The sequence below is a fragment of the Thermotoga caldifontis AZM44c09 genome, assembly GCF_000828655.1.
Lineage (GTDB): Bacteria > Thermotogota > Thermotogae > Thermotogales > DSM-5069 > Pseudothermotoga_A > Pseudothermotoga_A caldifontis.
On the sequence record NZ_AP014509.1, the window covers coordinates 1142204 to 1159246 of the forward strand.

The window sequence follows — 17043 nt, forward strand, 5'->3', positions numbered from 1 at the left end:
AATGTTCAGGACCTCTGACGGTGTCGAGATCGATTACGAATTCCACCCGGGCCAGGGGGACGTGGTCGTTCTCTTAAACGGAATCTTCATGAACATGAGAAGCTGGGATTTTCTCTCGAGGGACCTCAGGGATCGTTACTCGCTGCTGTTGCACAATTTCAGATGCCAGTGGTCTTCATCCAACGGGGCGTGTTCCTTCGAAAGGCACGTTCGGGATCTGAAAGAGCTCTGCGACTCTTTGAAGATAGACCGTTTCCACCTGGTCGGTACCTCGTACGGTGCGGAGGTCGGGATGCTCTTCGCGGCAGAACATCCTGAAATGGTCAAGAGCCTCGTGGTCATAACGGCCACGGCGCGAGTGACTCCCCACATACGTAACTGTGCGTTGCGCTGGAGAGCGGGGGCTGAGACGAAAGATCCCACGAAATTCGTGATCAGCTGGTTGAACGATGTCTACAGCGAAAGTTTCCTGGACTCACACCCAGAACTTCTGAATTCCATCGTTTCACGGATGGAGGATTTCAACTTTGAAGGCACCGTGATGTTGCTCGATTCTTTTCTCCAAATGGAGCGTTCGCCGATTTTGGAAGAACTCGGAAAGATAGAGTGTCCCACGCTCGTAGTGTACGCTGAACACGACAGAATCAAACCACCGCGCTTTTCACACGAAATCGCCGCGCACATCAAAAACTCCGTTCTCGTCTGCGTACCGGATTCAGGCCACGCGGTGGTGGTAGAAAAACCGAGAACGATCTCTTACTTAGTCAGGGCGCATCTGAATTCATTCGCTTGAGACCGTCGAAACGAGCCAGGCGAGGTAATCTCTGTCCACCTTCTTTGCCTCGATGCAGATGATCGCAGGTGTACTGTATGGATGAAGCTTTTTCAGAGCTTCGAAGACCTCGTCTTCTCTGGTCTCATCGGTTTTCAATATCGCCGCCCACTCCTGATCTTCCACCATTTTCCCTTCCCACCAGTAACCGGATTGAATCTGAAAGGCGTTGAAGCACGCGATCTTCCTTTCCTCGAGCAACTGTTTGCACACCCTCATACAATCTTCCCTGTTAGGAAAAGTGGTGTAGATCAGAACCATGCGAACACCTCCAGTTACGATGTTACTATGAGAACGGTCGTCGAATTCGTCACTTGAATTCATCGGGTTCCCATGATAGAATAAAAACGGTGTGGTAGAGATCTGGAGAAAGCCACATCCCGCTTGGGGTGTGGCTTTTTATTTTGGAGGGATGAACTTGCGCATCGCGGTGATAGGTGCGGGTGTCGTGGGTTCTCTGATCGCGAGGGAACTGTGCAAGTACGATGTGGAAGTACTGCTCATAGAGAAAAATCTGGACGTCGGCTGGGGCGTCACGAAGGCCAATTCCGCGATCCTTCACGCCGGTTACGACGATCCCGTGGGCAGCGTGAGGTCGAAGTTCTGCAGCGCGGGAAATTCGATGTATACAGAGCTGTCACGGGAACTGGATTTCGAAATCAAAAGGACAGGTTCCTACGTCCTCGCGTTCAACGATGAGGAGATCGCCGTTCTGCACAAACTTCTCAAACAAGGCGAAAAGAACAACGTTCCAGGTCTCGAACTGCACGATCGCGACACGATCCTGTCGAAAGAGCCGAGGGTCAATCCGGAGGTGAAGATGGGGCTCTGGGCTCCGACGGCGGGCATAACCGAGCCCTGGATGGTCGCGATAGCCGCCGTGGAGAACGCACTCGAGAACGGTTTGAAGCTTTTCCTGAACGAAGAGGTCGTCGATTTCGAAAGGCAGAACGGGAGGATCGTTGAGATCGTCACGAACAGGGCGAAGCACCGGGTGGACGTCGTCATCAACGCCGCGGGATTGTTCGCCGACGAACTCGCAAAACGCGCAGGTACCGAGTTCGTGCCTCTGCACCCGAGGAAGGGCGAGTACATTCTGCTCGATAAAAAACTTGGTAGCACTGTCAGTTCCATCATTTTCCCCACGCCAACAGAGAAATCGAAAGGAATCCTCGTCTTACCCACCATAGATGGCGGTCTTCTTTTAGGTCCCACCGCAGAAGACCTACCGAGCGACAGGAAGCACGATCTTTCGACGACGAGTCAGGGTCTCGAAGCGGTGAAGGGATTCGTTCTGAAACTCGTTCCGGGGATCGACTTTTCGATGGTGGTGAAAACCTTCGCGGGCTTAAGACCTGAAAGTCCCCAGAAGGACTTCTTCATACGCGCGAGCGATTCTGTGAGAAACTTCGTCAACGTCATGGCGATGAGATCGCCCGGTCTGACCGCCGCTCCCGCGATAGCAAAATACGTCGTCGAGGAGATCTTGCAGCAGCAACTCGGATTGAAATTATCCCTCAAGAGTGATTTCAATCCGCTGCGGAAGGGCATCAAGAAATACGCCGAACTGAGCGTTGAGGAATGGCAGAAGGCCGTGAAGGAAAATCCCGCGGCGGGAAGGATGGTCTGTTTCTGCAACGAGGTGACCGAGGCGGAGATAATCGAGGCGATCAGGCGAGGTGCCAGAACGCTGGACGGTGTGAAGTTCAGGACGCGGGCCATGTTCGGTCGCTGTCAGGGTGGTTTCTGCATGAGCAGGATTCTGAAAATCCTGGAGAGACAGCTCGGTCTGGACGCGTCGAAGATCGTTCTCAAATCTCCCAACAGCTGGATCGTCGACGGGAAGGTGAGAGAATGAAGACCGACGTGCTCGTCATAGGTGCCGGGGCTGCCGGAATGGCGGCGGCGATCGCGGCGGCGAAAAACGGATTGAAGGTGATCGTTGCGGAGAGGGACGAGGTCACCGGCGGCATCCTGAACCAGTGCATCCACAACGGTTTCGGCCTTCACTATTTCAAAGAGGAGCTGACAGGCCCGGAATACGCAGAGAGGTTTCGCGAAAGGCTCAGTGAGTATACCGATGCGATACAGGTTCTGACCGACTGCCACGTGCTGAAACTGAACAGAGACAAAAAGGCTCTGCTCGTTTCACCGAGGGGCGTGTTCGAACTCGAAACGAAAGTCGTGATATACGCAGCCGGAGCCCGAGAAAGGCCTTTCGGTTCGCTGATGATACCTGGCGATAGGCCTTCCGGCATATTCACCGCCGGTGTGGCCCAGAGGTTGATGAACATAGACAACAGAAAGATAGGGAACAGGGCGCTCATCGTCGGTTCGGGTGACATCGGCATGATCATGGCGAGAAGGTTGACCCTGGAAGGAACGGAAGTGGTGGGGGTGGTTGAAAGGCTGCCTTACCCTGGAGGATTGCTCAGGAACGTGATACAGTGCCTGAAGGATTTCGATATACCTTTGTATCTGTCGAGCACGGTGGTGGAAGTCAGGGGAAAGGAGAGGCTCGAAGAGGTTGTTGTCGCCAACGTAGACGAACATTTCAAACCCATACCAGGCACGGAGAAGATCTTCAAAGTCGACACGCTCGTTCTTTCGGTAGGCCTCATACCACAGGTTGAGATGCTGGATGGCCTCGTATCGCTCGATGCAAGGACCAGGGGGATCGCCTGCTCCAGTACAGGTCAATCCTCCTGCGAGTGGATCTTCGCGGCCGGTAACTGCACCGCGATCTTCGATCTCGTCGATTACGTGACCAGGGAAGGCGAGCGCGCCGGTGAGTACGCCTCACGCTACGTTGTGGGAGAACGCTTCACTCGAAACGTTCCGATCGTTCCGGGAGAGAACGTCATGCTCACCTTTCCGAACTCTTACAGCGACGTCGACGATCTGACTCTGTACGTCAGGTGCAGAAAGCCCATGGAAAAGGCCGTGCTCAAAGTCGGAAGTTTCGAAAGAGTGTTCGAAGATCTGATTCCGAGCGAAATGATCGTTGTGAGAGTCCCCAAACAGAAGCTGATGGGACTCGACAGGATCGAAGTGACGCTTGCGGAGGTGTGAGCATGGAGAAACTCGTCTGCGTGCTGTGCCCGATGGGCTGTAAGATAAAGTACGAGGCCGTTGACGGAAAGATCGTATCGGTCGAAGGCAACCGCTGTCCGAGAGGCATCGCGTATCTGGAAGACGAACTGAAGGAGCCAAAGAGGATCGTACCGACAAGCGTTAAAGTCCTCAACGGCGAAATGCCACTGGTGTCTGTGAAGACATCCAAACCCATTCCAAAAAGGTTGATTCCACAGTTCATGGATCTGATCAAAAAGGTTGAAGTCCAAGCTCCCGTGAATGTGGGAGACGTGATTGTGAGGAACGTCCTCAACAGCGGTGCAGACGTGGTCGCAACTCGGAGCGTCAAGAGGATCGGCTCAGCTTAGCTTCAAATTCCACAGGCTCTCTTCACTCGTCGAGACGGCGATCGCACCTTTCCTGAGCGCTTCGAGTACCTGCTGTGCGGTCTTGACGAGTCCTCCGGTTATAACGGGTATACCGGTTTCCTGAAGGATCTGCTGGATCAGGTCAGGTATCAATCCTGGAAGGACCTCTATGTATTCTGGCCTGTGCGTTTTCACCTGCGAGATGCCGGTGGCCAGCGATTGGGAATCGAGGAGGAAGACCCTCTGAATGGGTATCAGTCCCACCTTCTTCGCAACGTCTATGAGGTTTCCTTTCGTGGTTATCACGCCGTCCGCCCCCACCTCAACCTTGAGATATTCGACCGCGCTCTCGTCTTTACCGAGTCCTTTCACCAGATCCAGATGTACGAAGACCTTCTTTCCGTGCTGGTGAAAGAATTCGACGACACGCTTCAGTTCGAGCAGATCCCCGTAGAGGAGAAAGACCGAGGTCGCCAGACTCTCAGCCGCACGGTGCAGTTTTTCACCGCTCCTCAGAGCCGGCACTATGGGGTAAGCGAAGTACTTCTCATTTTTCATACCTTCAACCATCCCTTCGCACGGTCCACAGCTCTCTTCCAGCCTCTGTACAGTTCCTCTCTTCGTTCCTCATCCATGCTGGGAACGAACCTCCTGTCGAGCTGCCATTGAGATTCGATCTGACTCAACCCTTCCCAGTAACCCACAGCCAGACCGGCAAGATACGCCGCGCCGAGTGCCGTGGTCTCGTTGACTTTTGGTCTTTCCACAGGCACGTTCAGGATGTCCGCCTGAAACTGCATCAGGAAGTTGTTCTTCGAAGCTCCTCCATCGACTCGTAGCGTCTTCAACCGGGTATTGCATTCTTCACACATCGCTTCAACGACGTCCCTCGTCTGGTACGCGATCGATTCTAAAACGGCCCTGACTATGTGTTCTTTCCTTGCACCACGCGTCAGGCCGAACATGGCACCCCTCGCGTACATGTCCCAGTGTGGTGCGCCCAGGCCGACGAAGGCGGGAACGAAATAGACACCCGCAGAATCGGGAACACTGAGTGCGAGCTGTTCGGTTTCCGCGGCGCTCTCGATCATTCTCACTTCGTCCCTGAGCCACTGTATGGCCGCTCCCGCGATGAAAACGCTGCCTTCCAGTGCGTAGGAAACTTCGTCTCCCACTCTCCATGCAACGGTTGTGAGCAAACCGGAACGAGAGAACACAGGCTTGCTGCCAATGTTCATGAGTATGAAGCATCCTGTGCCGTAAGTGTTCTTCATTGTACCGGGACGCACGCACATCTGTCCGAACAGGGCCGCCTGCTGATCTCCTATATCCGCCGCGATGGGTATCTCCACCCCAAAGATCTCTTTTTCCGTAACACCGTAAACGTAACTTGACGGGAACACTTCGGGCAGCACGGAACGCGGCACACCGAACATGTCCAGAAGCTCTTCATCCCAGCGAAGGTCGTTTATGTTGAACAGCATCGTTCTCGAAGCGTTGGAAACGTCTGTGGCGTGCACTTTGCCACCTGTGAGGTTCCATACGAGCCAGCTGTCGACCGTGCCGAAGGCGATCTCTCCCCTTTTCGCCTTCTCCATCACGCCCGGCACGTTCTTCAAGATCCACTGAATCTTCGTCGCGGAGAAATACGCATCCACGACCAAACCTGTTTTACGTCTTATCACATCCGTCAGACCCTGCGCCTTGATCTCGTCGCACATACCGGCCGTTCTTCTGCACTGCCAGACGATCGCGTTGTAAACGGGTTTACCGGTTCTTTTGTCCCACACGATCGTCGTTTCTCTCTGGTTCGTGATACCGATCGCCGCTATCTGTTGAGGCTCGATGTTCAGGTTGCGCAGGAGTTTTTTCGCCACGCTCAGCTGGGATTCCAGGATGTCGTATGGATCGTGTTCAACCCAGCCCGGTTTGGGATAGATCTGAGGGAATTCCTGGTTCACCATTCCGAGCATGTTGCCCTGCGAGTCGAACAGTATGGCTCGCGAGCTGGTTGTACCCTGATCGAGCGCGAGAACGTAACGTTCCTTCATCACGGCACACCCCCAGCAAAGAAAATCAAAAAAGACCACACCCCATTCGGGACGTGGCCTTCTCCTTTTCTCCTCCACGCGAGATTATTTTACAACAATTGGGCCATGTTTTTGAACAACTCTTCTGTGCAATGCCGAACGTTACTTTTGAAGCCGAGAAACATTAACCTGTACTACGCGAGGTTGGTTTCGAGGGATCTGTATAATAGAAACGGAGTTGTGGAGATTCTTCACCGACAGGGAGTGCTGTTGATGGGTTGGATAGTGGGTAAGAAAGAGCTTGAAATCGTGAACCTGGTTGGCGAACACCTCGAGAAAATAGGAGAAACGTTGCTGAGCCTGAAGAACCTTCTCGATGCTTATTTGTCGGCTCATACGGAGCACATCGACCAGCTGGCCGAGGAAGTGCGAAAGTACGAGCATGAAGCAGACATCGTGAGGAGAAAGGTCGAGCGGATCATGTACGGGGGCGCATTCTTACCAAACTTCAGGGGCGATTTGCTCGGAATCATCGAAGCTGCAGACAAGGTTGCCAACAAAGCCGAGTACGTCGCCGATGTGCTCGAGATCGAAAAACCGTACGTTCCATACCCGTTGCACGCAGAATTGAGGGCTTTACTCGGTGTGTCCATCGAAGCGTTCGAAGCGCTCAAAGAAGCTATAAAATATCTGTTCGAGGATTTGAACCGGGTCGCCGAGTTCATTGAGAAAACGGAGACGAAGGAACACGAAGTGGACGGGATAGAGAGAAGCTTGCTCAGAAAAATATTTGCCATAACCGATATTTCCCACGGTCAGAAGATGCACCTGAAGGACCTGGTCAGAAGCATTGCAGACATCGCGGACAGGGCCGAAGATTGTTCGGACAGAGTTCAGATCGTATCGCTCAAAAGGAGGGTGTAGATGGCCGCCACAGGAGAAGCGTTCGAAAGATTGGTCCAGATCATGGAGACACTGCGTTCTGAGAAAGGTTGCGAGTGGGACCGCAGTCAGACCCACGAATCTCTGAAGCCTTATTTGATCGAAGAAGCTTACGAGCTGCTCGATGCCATCGACGAAAAAAACGATGAAAAAATAGCAGAAGAACTCGGAGATGTGCTGCTCCAGGTGGTCTTCCACTCGCAGATCGCTAAAGAAAGAGGCGCGTTCGACATCCTGAAGGTCCTTCAGATCCTCAACGAGAAGCTCATCAGGAGGCACCCTCACGTTTTCGGTGACAGTCCAGGTTATTCCTACGAACAGTGGGAGAGGATCAAGGCACAGGAGAAGGGATCGAAGAAATCTTCCGCCATAGGAGGATTGAACAAGGCGTTGCCTGCTCTCAGCCTCGCGAGGAGGATTCAGGAGAACGCGGCCGCGGTTGGATTCGACTGGCCGGACGTGTCAGGGGCTCTGGAAAAGGTGAAAGAGGAGATAAAGGAACTGGAAGAAGCTATGAAAGATGGGAATTCGAAATCTGTGGAAGAAGAACTCGGTGATCTGCTGTTCGCGGTTGTCAACGTTGCGAGGTTTTCGAACGTCGATCCCGAAGTGGCGCTGCGCAGATCCATCGAGAAGTTTGTCAGCAGGTTCGCCATGGTCGAGCACTTTGCAAAAGAGCGAGGGCTCGAGTTGCGGAGAATGACTCTGGAACAGCTCGATGCCCTGTGGGAAGAGGCGAAAGGAGGAGAATGAGGTGAAAAAGTTTCTGATCGTCGTTGTGGTGCTGTTCGCACTGACTCTTCTGGCACAACAGGCAACGATCGTCGCCGAAGTCAACGGTAGGCCCGTCACACAGGAAGAACTCGACAGGGAAGCCAATCTCAACAGGCTTCTGCTCCAGCTTCAATCCATAGACGAGAGGTTCTACCAGGTTCTCACCGGAACACCGGAAGGATTGGCACTGCTTCAGCGTTACAAGAGAGAGGTGCTCAACAATCTGATCGACCAGATCCTGATCGTCCAGATCGGTGAGAAGATGGGCATCGTGGTCCCGAAGGAAACGATCGAGAGTCTCGTTTCCAACGAACTCAACAAGACCCTTTCTCAGTACAACATGACCGAGACCGATCTGGATTGGTACCTGAAGAACGCGAACCTTGGCGATCTTGAAAGCTTCAAAAACAGACTCAGGTGGATCTTCACGGTCCAGCAGACTCTGGAACAGATCTACCAGAAGGTGACGGAAGGTGTCGCTGTCAGCGATGAAGATGTGAAGCAGTTCTACGAAGAGAACAAGGAGCACTTTTCGGTGGAAGAGTCCGCCAGGCTCTTGAGGATCATCGTTGAGACCAAGGAACAGGCCGACAAAGTTCTGGAAAGGCTCAGGGCGGGCGAAGATTTCTCGAAGGTTGCCAGTGAGGTCTCCATCGATCCTTTAACGAAGGACAAGGCGGGAGACCTTGGCTGGGTTGAGCGCTACAGCGGTTTGATAAACCAGGAAGTTGAGGAAAAAATCTTTGCGAGCCCGGCGGGTGCGATCGTCGGACCGATGCAGACCAGTGGTGGCTGGGAGATCTACCGTGTTCTGGAGAAGCGACCGAAGGGTTACCAGCCGCTCGAGGAAGTTGCCGCGGATATAAGAAACTATTTGTCGCAGTCCAAGGCGAACGAACTGTGGCAGAAATGGATCCAGGAAGAATTCCTTAAATTCAAGCAGTCGAGCGACATCAAAGTTTACCTGCTCACGGAACCTCAACCCGAGGGAGGATCGCAGCAGCAATGACGTTGAAAACGATAACGATGCACTGGACAGGGAATTCCCTCATCCTTGTCGATCAAAGAAAGCTCCCACACGTGGTCGAGAACGTGGTGTGTGAGACTTACCAGCAGGTCGCTCAGGCGATAAAGGATATGGTCGTGCGCGGCGCCCCAGCGATAGGCGCCGCGGCGGCCTTCGGTTACGTGCTCGGTGCGAAGCAGTTCTCGCACCTGAAGGGTGAGGATCTGTTGAAGGCCATGCAGCAGGTGCACGATACGATCGCTCGAACGAGGCCGACGGCCGTGAACCTCTTCTGGGCGCTCAGAAGGATGCACGAAAAATTCCTGACGAACCACGATGGAGACTTCGTGAACGTTCTCGAGCAGGAAGCGATGAAAATAGCCCAGGAAGACATAGAAACCAACAGGGCGATAGGCAGACACGGTCAAGCCCTTCTCAGAGATGGAGACACGGTTTTGACTCACTGCAACGCCGGAGCACTGGCGACGGTGGATTACGGTACAGCACTCGGTGTCATACGCGCCGCGATCGAAAATGGGAAAAGACTGAAAGTCTACGTTGACGAGACGAGGCCCTACCTTCAGGGTGCGAGGCTCACCGCGTGGGAACTCGTCCAGCTCGGTGTGGAAACGATCCTCATCTGTGACAACATGGCGGGCTGGGTCATGAAGCAGGGAAAGGTCAACGCCGTGATAGTGGGTGCGGACAGGATCGCCGCCAACGGTGACGTCGCCAATAAAATCGGAACCTACACGTTAGCGGTGCTCGCGAACAGACACGGTGTGCCTTTCTACGTCGCCGCACCGACTTCGACCATAGACCCGAACGTGAAGGACGGTTCACAGATCCCCATCGAAGAACGCGCACACACCGAGGTGACACACGTTGGAAACGTGAGGATCGCTGCCGAGGGAGTGAAGGTCTACAACCCCGCTTTCGATGTGACGGAGCACGAACTTGTGACCGCGATAATCACCGAAAGGGGAGTTGTCAGACCGCCGTACGATGTCAATCTGAGGAAGATAATGGGGGTTGAAGTTTGAGGATAGATCCTCTGGAGGATGGCAACATTAAAAGTCCTCAGGTGAAGGGCAAGAAGCTTTCGAAAAGCAAGCTTTCCACCCGCGCCAGTCAGGAGACTGGCTTTCTCGATGTGCTGGAAAAGGTCGAAGAAGACACGTACAACCAGCTCTTAGAGAAGGCCATCAAAGACGTCGTCGAAGCGGGCAACGAGCTCGTTCGATCACCGACTCACGAGAACTTCAAAAAATACCGCGAGAGCGTGAAACATTTTTTGAAGCTCGTCGAGAAGAAGCTCTACAGGATCGAAAAGACTGTGAGTGTGGATCTGCACGTCGTGGCGAACCAGGTAGATGAGAAACTGAACGAGATCGCCAGCACCCTGTTGCAGCTCGAAAGTGGAGCGATAAAATTGGCGGCGAAGGTCGAGGAGATTTACGGCTTACTCATAAACATCTACAGGTGAGGACTGTGGAAAAGATCTTTGAACGTCTCAAAGATTTCCTCAAGAGATCCATTGGCAGTTCGGTGTGCGTCAGATCGCGCGACGAAAGTCTGTTGAAGCGCGTTGACGGTGTTGTTGCGGGCATCACGAAAGAGTACCTGATCTTCACGGAACCCTCGATAGACGAAGTGAGACAAGCGGAGGAATTCCTCTACACGGCTTCTGCTGACAGCGTGAAAATCGTCGTTCTGCACAGGTTCGAACGTTCTTCCATGGAAGCGATCAACGCCTTTTTGAAAACGCTCGAAGAACCCCCATCTCACAGTCTGATAATCCTCTCCTCCCTCAAATTCCGCGACCTGCCCCAGACGGTTCGTAGCAGGGTCAAGGTGTTCGATCTTTTCGTTCCAAAAGACTTTTACGAAGAACTCAGGAAGAAGGTTTCGGTGGAACCGGAGCTGGTGCTCAGGCTCTGCGAACTCGACTTCGACGTGGCCGAGCATGTGGACAGATCGAACGCCACTCTGCAGCCCGTTCGCTTCGAACCTTCTTCTTTTCTCTCACTCTTCAAAGGAGAAACTCTGAAACCAGAAGAGAAGGTTCAGGCGTTGCTCGCGCTGAACGATCTGTACTCTCGTTTCGAGAAGGGCGAGATAGACGATCGAAGTTTCGTGGAGCTTTACATGGCGCTGGTCGAGCAAGCCAGAAAGGTCGATCTGGCGAGGATGCTGGTTCAGCTCGCGATGCTCTGCGAGATCGTCCTTGAACATCGTGGCGTCAACGATCTGTCTGTTTATAGATGGTTCGACTCGATCCTCAAAAACAGGCTTCTGAATTTCAACACGCAGCTCACCTTTGCGAACCTGCTCGTCAAAATCAGACGCACCGCAAGGAGGTGAAACCATGGACATGATCGCTGTAGTTTACGGGGTAGAGTTGCTGCCGAAAGGAAAGATTCATTACTATGCGGAAAACGGTGAGGACATAAAACCCAACGATCTGGTGCTCGTCATGAGTGAGTTCGGACTCGACGTGGGGCGTGTCCTGTTCGGGCCGAGAGAACTCAGCATAGAACAGATCGGTAGCGAACTGAAGCCCATAATCAGGAAACTCACCGAGGAGGATCTGAAACAGCACCAGGAAAATTTGAAAGATGCGGCCGAGGCGCACGAGATATGCAAGCAGAAGATAAAGGAACACAATTTACCCATGAAGCTTCTCCACACGCGTTACATGTTCGATAGATCGAGGCTGGTGTTCTATTTCAGTTCAGAAACGCGAGTCGATTTCAGAGAACTCGTGAAAGATCTGGCGCGCATATTCAAAACCAGGATCGAGCTCAGACAAGTCGGTGTTCGTGACGAGCTGAAGTTCATGGGAGGCATAGGTCTGTGTGGCCTTCCGGTCTGCTGCAGCAAATTCCTGCGTGAGTTCGACAGCGTCACGTTGAAACACGCGAAGGCGCAGCAGCTCATGATCAACACCGCGAAGATCTCCGGAGCGTGCAGGCGGCTCCTCTGCTGTCTCACGTACGAGTACAATTTCTACAAAGAGATGCTCGAAGGCATACCCGATGAGGGTGACACCTTCGTTTACGAAGGTAAAACCTGTGTCGTTCAGTCCATAGACGTGTTCAAACAGAGAGTGCTCGCCGTCTCACAGGCTGAAGATGCCATGTTCTACGTGCCCTTCTCCTACTTCAGGGGAGGCGGTGAGAATGGTAGCGCTGGCTAAGTTCCTGATCTTCATAGGCGTGGTGCTCTTGGTAACTGGGACGGTTCTCTATCTCATAGGCAGGTTCACACCGCTTGGAAGGCTCCCGGGAGACATCGTGATAAAACGTGAGAGGTTCGTCTTCTACTTTCCGATCATGACGAGCCTGCTTTTGAGTTTGGTTTTGACGGCTCTGTTCTTCATCATCTCGAGGTTTGGAAGATGAGAAACGGGAGGGATACGCGTGAGGAACTTCGACAAAGAAGCGGTGAAAAGGCTCAAAGAGCTCGCTCGAATCTGTCGTGGTGATGTGCTCAAGATGACCTACGTCGCTGGTTCGGGGCATCCTGGAGGTTCCATGTCCTCCATCGAAATCTTTTTGAGCATCTACAGTTTTGCCAACATCGATCCGAAGAATCCTTTTGATCCGCTGAGAGATCGCGTTGTGATCAGTCACGGTCACACCTCTCCCGGCGTTTACGCCGTGCTCGGGAGACTGGGCTTCGTGGACATAGATCAGGTCATCGCAGGTTTCCGCCACCATTCGAGCATCTTCGAGGGTCATGTGACGCGCGGCATTCCGGGTATCGACTGGTCCACGGGAAACCTCGGTCAGGGTCTGGCGGCGGGAGTTGGGTTCGCGCTGGCCGCGAAGATGAAAGAACAGGATTACCACGTCTTCGTTGCCATGAGCGACGCTGAACAGGCCAAGGGACAGGTCGCCGAGGCTCGGAGAATCGCGAGGAAGTTCGGCTTGTCGAACATCACGGTCGTCATAGACTACAACGACGCCCAGATCTCCGGAAGGGCGCGCGACGTGATGCCTGTGAACATAAAAGAGAATTACCTTGCAGACGGCTGGAGAATCATCGAGGTCGACGGTCACGATATAGAACAGCTCCTGTTCGCACTGAAGGAAGCCGTTGAAGACAAGGTCAGTCCCGTTGCTATCCTGGCGCACACGGTGATGGGTAAGGGTGTCTCCTTCATGGAGAACGACGTGTCCTACCACGGAAAACCACTCACGAAAGAGCAACTTGAAAAAGCGCTCGCCGAGCTGGGCATCGAGAACGATGTTGAAAAATACTTGGAGATGAGAAAGAAACTGCCTCTTGCCAAACATGAGCCACTGAAAATTGAATACGAGGTCAAGTTGAACATCCCTGCGCCGAGGACGTACACGGACAAAACGGACAACAGGAGCGCCTTCGGCAGGGCCCTTCTGGACATCGTGAAGGCGAACAGAAACAGTGAAACGCCGGTGGCCGTCGTCGACTGCGACCTCGCATCCTCCGTCAGGACCGACATGGTGATGAAAGAAGTTCCAGAGAGGTTCGTTCAGATCGGTGTACAGGAGCACGCGGCCGCGACCGTTTCTGGCGCCATGTCTGCCGACGGGATCGTGACCTTCTTCGCCGACTTCGGCGTTTTCGGTGTGAGCGAGACTTACAACCAGCACAGGCTGAACGCGATAAACCACACGAACCTGAAGGTCGTCGTGACACACTGTGGCCTGAACGTTGGAGAAGACGGAAAGACTCACCACGGACTCGATTACGTTTCTGCGCCGGCGAACTGGCTGGGTTACAAGGTCATAGTGCCTGCCGATCCGAACCAGACGGACCGTGCTGTGAGGTACGTCGCCTCAGTCTACGGAAACTTTCTGATCGCCATGGGCAGAGCGAAGCAATCGATCATAAAGAGCGAAGATGGAAAACCCTTCTTCGGTGACGACTACGTTTTCGAGTACGGGAAAATCGACGTGCTCAGAGAAGGTGACGAAGTGACCCTCGTTGGTTGCGGTGCGATCGTGGAGAACCTGGTCGCGGCGGCGGACAGGTTCAAAGGCAGGGTCACCGTTCTCAACGTTTCGTGTCCGTTCGATCTGGACGAGGCCACGCTGAGAAGATACTGTGACAACAGAAAGGTGCTCGTCGTGGAAGACCACGCGGCTCCACTGGGTCTGGCAGCGTTGCTCGCGAAGTTCATGATGCAGCGAAAGATCTTCCCGTCCCACTTCGAACAGATCGCTGTTGAGGAGCACGCAGTTTCTGGTCCCTACGAGGCTCTGTACGAACTTTACGGTCTGAGCGCCGAGAGGATCGGCCAGAAGGTGGCCGCGCTTCTGTCATGAAAGAGGAAGAATTGAAAAGGCTGATCGAATTCATGGAAAAGTTGCAGTACCGTTTTCTCGAGCCGAAGTTGCTCTTCACCGCACTGTGCCACTCTTCGTACGCACACGAAGAGAGGCAGCGCGGCAGGAAGGACGTCGAATCTAACGAGAGGCTCGAATTTCTGGGAGACGCCGTCGTGGACTTTTTGATAGCGGAGCACCTATACACCAGTTATCCTGAAGCACCTGAAGGCACCATGTCCAAGATCAAGGCCGCGGCGGCGAGCGAGGATGCCCTCGCGCTGATCGCGAGAGATCTTGGTTTGAACGAATACATCTTTCTCGGACACGGAGAAGAGCTGAGCGGTGGACGCGAGAGAGAATCCATACTCTCGGGTGCTGTAGAGGCGCTGGCTGCGGCGCTGTATCTGGACGGGGGACTGAAGGTCACAAAATCGGTTCTGCTCTCTCACCTCGCACGTTACATCGAACAGATCGCCGAAGGAAGGATCGTCTTCGACCACAAGACCACGCTGCAGGAGATAGTTCAGGAAAGGTACAGAACGCTGCCCGAGTACGTCCTCGTTCGCGAGGAAGGCCCGGCACACATGAAAAAATTCTTCGTAGAAGTGAGGGTGAAGGGCCAGGCACTCGCGGTCGGCGAAGGCTCTTCGATAAAGGACGCCGAGAAGAACGCCGCGAAACTGGCCCTCGAAAGGCTGAGGGTGATGGACAGCTGAAGATCCTGCCCGTCTTTTTACCCCAGAGGGGCTGTAAGAACAGATGCATCTTCTGTTCCCAGCAGGCCATAACGGGCCTGGAAAAACCGTTGGGCTTTGAAGAGCTCGATGAGCTCGTGCAGAAGTACTCGAACACTGCGGGCAGGTTCGAGATCGCCTTCTACGGTGGAACCTTCACCGCGATGGACGAACATGAACAGGTGCGCTATCTCGAGTGGGCCAACCGGTACGTGAAGTCCGGCGTTTGTACCGGTATAAGATTGTCAACGAGGCCGGACGAGATCGACGAACCGAGGGTGAAGATTTTGAAAGAAAAGGGTGTGAGTTTCGTTGAACTCGGGGTGCAGTCCTTCGACGATGAAGTGTTGAAATTGAACCGACGTGGTTACACTTCCGCGGACGTGTACAGGGCGTGTGAAATCCTCAAAAAACACGGAATAGACTTCGGCGTTCATCTGATGGTAGGTCTGGTGGGAGACGAACCGTCCAAAGACGTATTCAGCGCCTGGCGAACGGTCGAGGTTGGCAGTGAAAGTTGTAGGATCCATCCGACGTTGGTGTTGAAGGATTCACCGCTCGAAGTTCTCTACAAGCTCGGTGAGTACACTCCCATGGATCTGGAAACGGCAATCGACGTGTGCAGTGACATGGTATCGATCCTCGAGGGCCACGGTGTTCGTGTCGTAAGGCTTGGACTCTACGTTCCGCCGGATCTGTTCAGAAACGTGGTTGCGGGACCATGCCATCCAAGGTTCGGGGAACTGGTCAGAACGAAGCTGGTTGAAAAAGTTTTCAACTTTCTGGACGCCAGCACCGTCGTTCACACACGCAGAGAATCGAGCTGGGTTTCGAGCCTGGACGTTCCAAAACTCGAAGGCGCAGAGTTTGGCTTCATCGTGAAAGAAAGTTTTGTTCCCTGGCAGTCATCGCTCAGGCTTTACGCTGAAAGCATCCTGCAAGGGGTGATTCAATGTTCGAAGAATTGAAGGAAAAGGCGCTCAGGGAGATCTCCGAGGCGCAGGACATCGCGCAACTGGAACGAATCAGGGTGAACTACCTTGGAAGAAAAGGGATTTTGACCGAACAGATGAGGAGCATCGGCAAGCTTCCACCACATGAGCGTCCCAGGGTGGGTCAGATGCTCAACGAGCTGAAACAGATCGTGGAACAGGCACTCGAAGAGAGAAAGAAGTTCCTCGAAGTCGAGGAAGAAAAGAGAAACCTTCAAAAGCTATGGATCGATGTCACCCTGCCCGGCGCGGTGAGGAAGGTCGGCCATCCGCATCCCATATCCAGGGTGCTCGAAGAGATAGAAACGATCTTCGTGTCCATGGGCTTCAAAGTCGTTGAGGGCCCGGAGATAGAAGACGCCTGGCACAACTTCGACGCTCTGAACACGCCCGAATGGCACCCCGCCAGAGACATGCACGATTCTTTCTACCTGGCGGACAAACTTTTGAGAACACATACTTCGCCGGTCCAGATAAGAACGATGCTTTCAGAGAAACCGCCCATCGCGATCGTTTCTCCCGGAAGAGTTTACAGGAGAGACTACGACGCGACGCATCTGCCCATGTTCACACAGGTGGAAGGATTGTACGTAGATGAAAACGTCAGCGTGGCGCATCTGAAGTACATGCTCGAAATCTTCGCCAAGCGGATGTTCGGTCCGGAAAGGAGGATCAGACTCAGACCCAGCTATTTTCCTTTCACCGAACCCAGCTTCGAGGTCGATGTTTCCTGCGGCATATGCAACGGCAAGGGCTGTCCGTCCTGCAAATACACGGGCTGGCTCGAAATCCTCGGAGCGGGGATGGTTCACCCGAACGTTTTCAGGAACGTTGGATACGATCCAGAGAAATACACAGGTTTTGCCTTCGGTATGGGTGTCGAACGCATCGCGATGTTGAAGTATCAGATCAAAGACATTCGCGACTTCGTGAGGAACGACGAAAGATTCCTCGAATGCTTCTGAAAGGGTGATC

At 53.5% G+C, this 17043-nt stretch carries 19 protein-coding genes; 16 read left to right on the plus strand and 3 right to left on the minus strand.

The window, feature by feature from the left end; genetic code table 11:
- The first annotated feature begins 1 nt into the window (after position 1).
- Positions 2 to 793, plus strand: coding sequence for an alpha/beta fold hydrolase (locus tag TSP01S_RS05750; RefSeq protein ID WP_041077185.1), 792 nt, complete (start codon positions 2 to 4; stop codon positions 791 to 793).
- Here TSP01S_RS05750 and cutA read toward each other — a convergent pair.
- Complete coding sequence (cutA, locus tag TSP01S_RS05755; protein WP_041077186.1) at positions 782 to 1093, minus strand: divalent-cation tolerance protein CutA; 312 nt, start codon at positions 1091 to 1093, stop codon at positions 782 to 784. The two genes, TSP01S_RS05750 and cutA, sit on opposite strands and share 12 nt — an antisense overlap.
- 157 nt (positions 1094 to 1250) lie before the next feature.
- On the opposite strand from cutA, the gene TSP01S_RS05760 reads away from it, so the two are divergent.
- The 3 genes from TSP01S_RS05760 to TSP01S_RS05770 are packed head-to-tail and all read left to right on the plus strand — an operon-like array spanning position 1251 to position 4275.
- On the plus strand, positions 1251 to 2690 hold the full coding sequence (locus tag TSP01S_RS05760; RefSeq protein ID WP_041078511.1) for an NAD(P)/FAD-dependent oxidoreductase: 1440 nt from the start codon (positions 1251 to 1253) through the stop codon (positions 2688 to 2690).
- Positions 2687 to 3904 (plus strand): NAD(P)/FAD-dependent oxidoreductase, encoded by a 1218-nt coding sequence (locus tag TSP01S_RS05765; RefSeq protein WP_041077187.1) that lies wholly within the window; start codon positions 2687 to 2689, stop codon positions 3902 to 3904. Before TSP01S_RS05760 ends, TSP01S_RS05765 begins: the two co-directional genes overlap by 4 nt.
- A gap of 2 nt (positions 3905 to 3906) precedes the next feature.
- A complete protein-coding gene (locus TSP01S_RS05770) occupies positions 3907 to 4275 on the plus strand; it encodes a DUF1667 domain-containing protein (protein WP_041077188.1) in 369 nt (122 codons plus the stop codon).
- Here the strand turns inward: TSP01S_RS05770 and TSP01S_RS05775 are convergent.
- Both TSP01S_RS05775 and glpK read right to left on the minus strand, forming a co-directional pair.
- Entirely contained in the window at positions 4267 to 4833 is a 567-nt protein-coding gene (locus TSP01S_RS05775; protein WP_041078513.1) for a glycerol-3-phosphate responsive antiterminator, read from the minus strand. The two genes, TSP01S_RS05770 and TSP01S_RS05775, sit on opposite strands and share 9 nt — an antisense overlap.
- Positions 4830 to 6326, minus strand: a complete 1497-nt coding sequence (gene glpK, locus TSP01S_RS05780) for a glycerol kinase GlpK (RefSeq protein ID WP_041077189.1) — start codon at positions 6324 to 6326, stop codon at positions 4830 to 4832. Before glpK ends, TSP01S_RS05775 begins: the two co-directional genes overlap by 4 nt.
- 252 nt (positions 6327 to 6578) lie before the next feature.
- Between glpK and TSP01S_RS05785 the strand changes: the two genes are divergently transcribed.
- From TSP01S_RS05785 to pheS, 12 genes are read left to right on the plus strand one after another with little or no spacing between them, the layout of a single operon-like run.
- On the plus strand, positions 6579 to 7229 hold the full coding sequence (locus TSP01S_RS05785) for a TIGR00153 family protein (RefSeq protein WP_041077190.1): 651 nt from the start codon (positions 6579 to 6581) through the stop codon (positions 7227 to 7229).
- The gene (mazG, locus tag TSP01S_RS05790; RefSeq protein ID WP_041077191.1) at positions 7230 to 8000 is read left to right on the plus strand and encodes a nucleoside triphosphate pyrophosphohydrolase; all 771 of its coding nucleotides are present in this window, start codon (positions 7230 to 7232) and stop codon (positions 7998 to 8000) included.
- Position 8001: 1 nt separating this feature from the next.
- Positions 8002 to 9030: a peptidyl-prolyl cis-trans isomerase gene (locus TSP01S_RS05795; protein ID WP_041077192.1), complete on the plus strand. Its 1029-nt coding sequence runs from the start codon at positions 8002 to 8004 to the stop codon at positions 9028 to 9030.
- On the plus strand, positions 9027 to 10070 hold the full coding sequence (mtnA, locus tag TSP01S_RS05800; protein ID WP_041077193.1) for an S-methyl-5-thioribose-1-phosphate isomerase: 1044 nt from the start codon (positions 9027 to 9029) through the stop codon (positions 10068 to 10070). The genes TSP01S_RS05795 and mtnA overlap by 4 nt, the downstream gene beginning before the upstream one ends.
- Positions 10067 to 10513: a YaaR family protein gene (locus tag TSP01S_RS05805; protein ID WP_041077194.1), complete on the plus strand. Its 447-nt coding sequence runs from the start codon at positions 10067 to 10069 to the stop codon at positions 10511 to 10513. Before mtnA ends, TSP01S_RS05805 begins: the two co-directional genes overlap by 4 nt.
- Positions 10514 to 10518: 5 nt before the next feature.
- A complete protein-coding gene (locus TSP01S_RS05810; protein WP_041077195.1) occupies positions 10519 to 11391 on the plus strand; it encodes a hypothetical protein in 873 nt (290 codons plus the stop codon).
- Positions 11392 to 11395: 4 nt separating this feature from the next.
- Positions 11396 to 12226, plus strand: a complete 831-nt coding sequence (locus TSP01S_RS05815) for a PSP1 domain-containing protein (RefSeq protein WP_041077196.1) — start codon at positions 11396 to 11398, stop codon at positions 12224 to 12226.
- Complete coding sequence (locus tag TSP01S_RS05820; protein ID WP_041077197.1) at positions 12210 to 12431, plus strand: DUF2905 domain-containing protein; 222 nt, start codon at positions 12210 to 12212, stop codon at positions 12429 to 12431. The genes TSP01S_RS05815 and TSP01S_RS05820 overlap by 17 nt, the downstream gene beginning before the upstream one ends.
- A gap of 18 nt (positions 12432 to 12449) precedes the next feature.
- Entirely contained in the window at positions 12450 to 14339 is a 1890-nt protein-coding gene (locus TSP01S_RS05825; protein WP_041077198.1) for a transketolase, read from the plus strand.
- Positions 14336 to 15058, plus strand: a complete 723-nt coding sequence (gene rnc, locus TSP01S_RS05830; protein WP_041077199.1) for a ribonuclease III — start codon at positions 14336 to 14338, stop codon at positions 15056 to 15058. The genes TSP01S_RS05825 and rnc overlap by 4 nt, the downstream gene beginning before the upstream one ends.
- A 5-nt stretch (positions 15059 to 15063) precedes the next feature.
- A complete protein-coding gene (locus TSP01S_RS05835; protein WP_269450326.1) occupies positions 15064 to 16044 on the plus strand; it encodes an elongator complex protein 3 in 981 nt (326 codons plus the stop codon).
- Complete coding sequence (gene pheS / locus TSP01S_RS05840; RefSeq protein ID WP_041077201.1) at positions 16029 to 17033, plus strand: phenylalanine--tRNA ligase subunit alpha; 1005 nt, start codon at positions 16029 to 16031, stop codon at positions 17031 to 17033. The genes TSP01S_RS05835 and pheS overlap by 16 nt, the downstream gene beginning before the upstream one ends.
- The last annotated feature ends 10 nt before the right edge of the window (positions 17034 to 17043 follow it).